This window comes from uncultured Frigoribacterium sp. (assembly GCF_963515265.1).
GTDB lineage: Bacteria > Actinomycetota > Actinomycetes > Actinomycetales > Microbacteriaceae > Frigoribacterium.
Genome location: NZ_CAUPYL010000225.1, coordinates 1 through 3,806 on the forward strand (window position 1 = coordinate 1; position 3,806 = coordinate 3,806).

Below are 3,806 nucleotides of genomic sequence, written 5' to 3' on the forward strand. Positions count from 1 at the left end.
GCCCAGAGCGCGACGCCCCCGACGACCAGCCACGGCAGGGCCCTCGCGAGCCACCCGACACCGGGCAGCAGCACGTCGGCCCGGCCGACGAGGTCGGCGTCGACGAGGCGCCACGGGTCGTCGGCCTCGCTCGCGTCGCCGCGGGTGACGACGCCGTCGGGGTCGAGAGCGGCGACCCGGTGCGTGAACGTGGTGCCCGCGCGTCCGGGCGGCGTGAAGGTGACGACGTCCCCGACGCGCAGCTCGTCGACCGTGACGGGCGACGTCACGACGAGCGTGCCGACGGGCGCCGCGGTCCCCATGGAGGCGGTGCGGACGACGAACGTGCGGGCCCCGGACAGGTGCAGCACCGCCAGGGCGATGAGCAGGCCGAGGGCGAGCACGACGCCGGCGACGAGGGCGGCGTCGCGGCGGCCGAGCGGTGACCGGCCCGGCGAGCGAGCCGGCCGCGACGCCTTGTCGGGCGCCGCGACCGGTCGGCTCAGGCGGTGAAGGTCCACGTGAGCGGTACCGTGGCGGTGAGGCCCTGGTAGTCGTTGGAGAGGCCGTCGGCGAGCTTCGTCGCGAAGCTGAACGACTGGCTCGACTTCGCTGCGACGCTCGGCAGGGTGATGGCGGTCGTGCTGTCGCCGAGCTGAAGCAGCGTTCCGGAGTAGATCGGGGTCCCGCCGGACGAGATGACGAGGGTGATCTTGCCGCAGACGTCGTTGGCCGAGCCGGTGGCCGTGCCGCTGGCGGCGCTGGAAGCGGTCTGCTTGCAGATGTCGGCCTTGCGGAGGGTGAAGGTCTTCGCGGCCACCGTTCCGTCGTTGTAGACGGTCAGGGTGGAGGCGGCCCGGGGCTCGCTCGAGTCCGGCACGAGCGACCCGGTGCCGAACGTGTTGATGCTCGTGCAGGAGGTGCTGTTCGCTGCGGAGATGGGAGTGGTCTTGTCGGTGCCGTTGCTGTAGCAGGCGCCGCCCGATGCCCCCTCCTGCCGCATGAGCAGGGTGCCGGAGCTGACGTTGGCGTTCGCGTTCGTGATGCTCGCGGTGAAGGCGGACATCGTGCCCGACATCGTCAGGGCCATGAGCACGGCGGCGGCGAGGCCGGTGACGACGGCGAGGGGAGTGGTGCGGAGGCGCGCGCGGGCGCGGTGGGACGAGGAGGCCATGTGATCGGTCTTTCAAGTCGGGTCGGTCGGTCACGGTCGCGACCGGCGCGGTCGTGACAGGCCGATTCCCAGCGGCTGCACGACGGTGACGACTGATCCCCCACCGGTCGATGCAACGCTATCGATGTCCACAGAAGTGAGGACACCCCAGTTCGTGGGGCTCGGCCGATCCCGGACGGGCACGGGTCGGCTCAGGCCTGCCAGCCTGCTTCGCGCAGAGCGGCACGGGCGTCCTGGCGGGGCGAGTACGGCACGTCGTCGGTGCCCACGACCCGGTAGTCGGTGTCGCCGGGCCCCACCCAGAGCACGGTGTCACCGGGGCCGACGTCGCTCAGTGCGTGTCGGATGGCAGCCGCAGGCTCGGCGAGCTCGACGACCGTGGCGACGCGCTCTCGGCACCGGTGTCGTCGTCGTTCGTCCGCGGCCGTCCTCGCGCCGGCCACGAGGGCCCGGCGGATGAGCGCGGGGTCCTCGGTGCGGGGGTGGTGGTCCGTCACGACGACGAGGTCGGCCGCCTCGGCGGCGGCCCTGCCCATCGGCTCGCGCTTCGACGGGTCCCGGTCGCCGTCCGCGCCGATCACGACGACCAGGCGCCCGTCCGTCACGGTCCGCAGGGCCTCCAGGGTCTTCGCGACGGAGTCGGGGGTGTGCGAGAAGTCCGTGTAGACCCGGGGCCCGTCGACGCCGGAGACGTCCAGGGTGCGGCCGGGCACCGTCACCTCGATGCCCAGCTCCACAGCCTCCTGGAGCCCATCGACGGCGTGGCCGGCCTCGACCAGCATGACGAGGGCGAGCGCGGCGTCGGCGGCCATGTGCCGTCCGATCAGCGGCACTGACGACCGAAGCACGCGGCCGTCCCGCCGCTCGAGGCGGAAGCTCGTCGAGGAGGCGCTGGTCGCGGTCACCTGCAGCCTCCATTCCCCGTCCTCGACGTCTTCCGTCGCGATCGTCGTCACGGGGACGCGGGAGCGCGCCGCGACCTCCCGGCCCGCAGGGGAGTCCAGCAGCACGACCCCGCGCTCGGCACGGTGCTGGTCGAAGAGGGCGAGCTTCGCCTCGAGGTAGCTCGCGGACGTGGGGTAGTCGTCGCGGTGGTCGTGGCTGAGGTTGGTGAAGCCGACGACGTCGAAGCGGAGCCCGTCGACCCGGTGCCGGCTGAGCGCCTGGGCGCTCACTTCGAGCGCGGCGGTGTGGACGCCGTCCTCGGCCATGCGCGCGAGGAGGGCGTGCAGCTCCGTCGCCTCGGGCGAGGTCAGGCGGCTCGCGACGGCCGAGTCCAGGCTGCGTCGCTCGGCGGTGGAGCTCAGGCCGGCGGGGACGCCCAGCTGCCGGAGCACCGCGTGGAGCACGTGCACCGTCGTGGTCTTGCCGTTCGTGCCCGTGACCCCGAGGAGGCGCGGTCGCCGCGACTCGGTCCCGCTCACCCTCGCGGACAGGCGGCCCAGGTGCCGACGGGGGTCGGCCACGACGAGCGAGGGGAGGCCGGCGGCGGAGGCGCGCTCGACCCCCGCGTCGTCGGCCAGCACGGCGACGGCGCCGGCCAGGGCGGCCGCGGCGACGTGGTCCGCCCCGTGGCCCCGACGGCCGGGGAGGGCGGCGAACAGCCCGTCGGGCGACAGCTCGGCGTCGTTCACCGCGACGTTCGTGACGAGCACGTCGAGGGCGGCCTCCTCGTCGGACCTGCCCATGTCGTCGCGAGAGGCGGCCGGCACGAGACGGAACCCGTCGCCGAGAAGGTCGGACAGACGCGCTCCGGCAGGCCGCCGGGGGCGAAGGAACGAGAACTGGGGCACGGGTCTCCCGGGACGACGGCGGCGGAACGACCATCGTGCGCCGTGACCCGCAGGAGGTTCCGTGAGCGTGTACCCCGACGCGCCGTGCGGCTAGAGCAGGCTGAGCGCCGTGAGCAGTCCGGCCGTGGCCGTCGCGCCCGCAGCGAGGGCAGAGCCGACGATGACGAGGAGCGTCAGACGGCGCTCGCGGTCGCCGACCGACCGGACGGAGGAGGTGCGGTGCGGATCGGGGTACGTCACGGGCGCCTCCCTCGGGTCAGGCCCGGTCGGTCCCGGGCGCGCCCAGCATGGACCTGTCGGGCCGCCCGTGCACAGACCCCGTCCGGGGTGATTCGCTCAGCGGCCAGCGGCCAGCGGCCAGCGGCCAGCGGCCAGCGGCCAGCGATCAAGGAGAGGGGGCGACAGGTCCTCCCACGCTGCCCAGGTCGATCCCGGTGCCGCCGACGCCCTTGCCGTTCCCGTTGCCGACCCCGGCGCCCACCCCGTTGCCGTTGCCGTTGCCCTTGCCGTTGTTGCCGCCGCCGCCGCCGTTCCCGTTGTTGCCCGGCGCCGCCGGCTGGCTGGGCTGGGTCGGCGCGGGCACCTCCTCGACGGGGGTCGTCGGCTCCGGCGCCGGGGCCTGCGAGCTCTGCTCGTCGGTCGGCTCGGACGTCGACGGTGCGGGAGCGGGCTCCTCGTCCTCCGTCGAGGGCGACGGGGTGTCCGCGGGCTCGGTCTCGGCCGGCGTCGTCTCGGACGGGGCCGGGCTGTCGCTCGTCGCCGGCGCGACCGGCTCGTCGCCGCCTTGGCTGACCGCGAAGCCGATCAGGGCGGCGGCGCCGAGGGCGAGGGCGACGAGCCCGGCGATGACGACCCCGCGA

General features: G+C 74.5%; 4 protein-coding genes and 1 pseudogene. All 5 read right to left on the reverse strand.

Translation table 11 applies throughout. The annotated features are described in order from the left end of the window. The coding region (locus tag RWM17_RS12990; RefSeq protein ID WP_314104299.1) for a S26 family signal peptidase at window positions 1-500 on the reverse strand (500 nt) is incomplete at its 3' end. Beyond that, a complete protein-coding gene (locus tag RWM17_RS12995) occupies window positions 482-1,153 on the reverse strand; it encodes a hypothetical protein (RefSeq protein ID WP_314104302.1) in 672 nt (223 codons plus the stop codon). The genes RWM17_RS12995 and RWM17_RS12990, both read right to left, overlap by 19 nt. Window positions 1,154-1,344: 191 nt before the next feature. Then, window positions 1,345-2,865: a UDP-N-acetylmuramoyl-L-alanyl-D-glutamate--2,6-diaminopimelate ligase gene (locus RWM17_RS13000; protein ID WP_314104305.1), complete on the reverse strand. Its 1,521-nt coding sequence runs from the start codon at window positions 2,863-2,865 to the stop codon at window positions 1,345-1,347. A gap of 171 nt (window positions 2,866-3,036) precedes the next feature. After that, complete coding sequence (locus RWM17_RS13005) at window positions 3,037-3,186, reverse strand: hypothetical protein (protein WP_314104307.1); 150 nt, start codon at window positions 3,184-3,186, stop codon at window positions 3,037-3,039. A gap of 145 nt (window positions 3,187-3,331) precedes the next feature. After that, window positions 3,332-3,806, reverse strand: a pseudogene (locus tag RWM17_RS13010) (hypothetical protein); the annotation flags it as partial.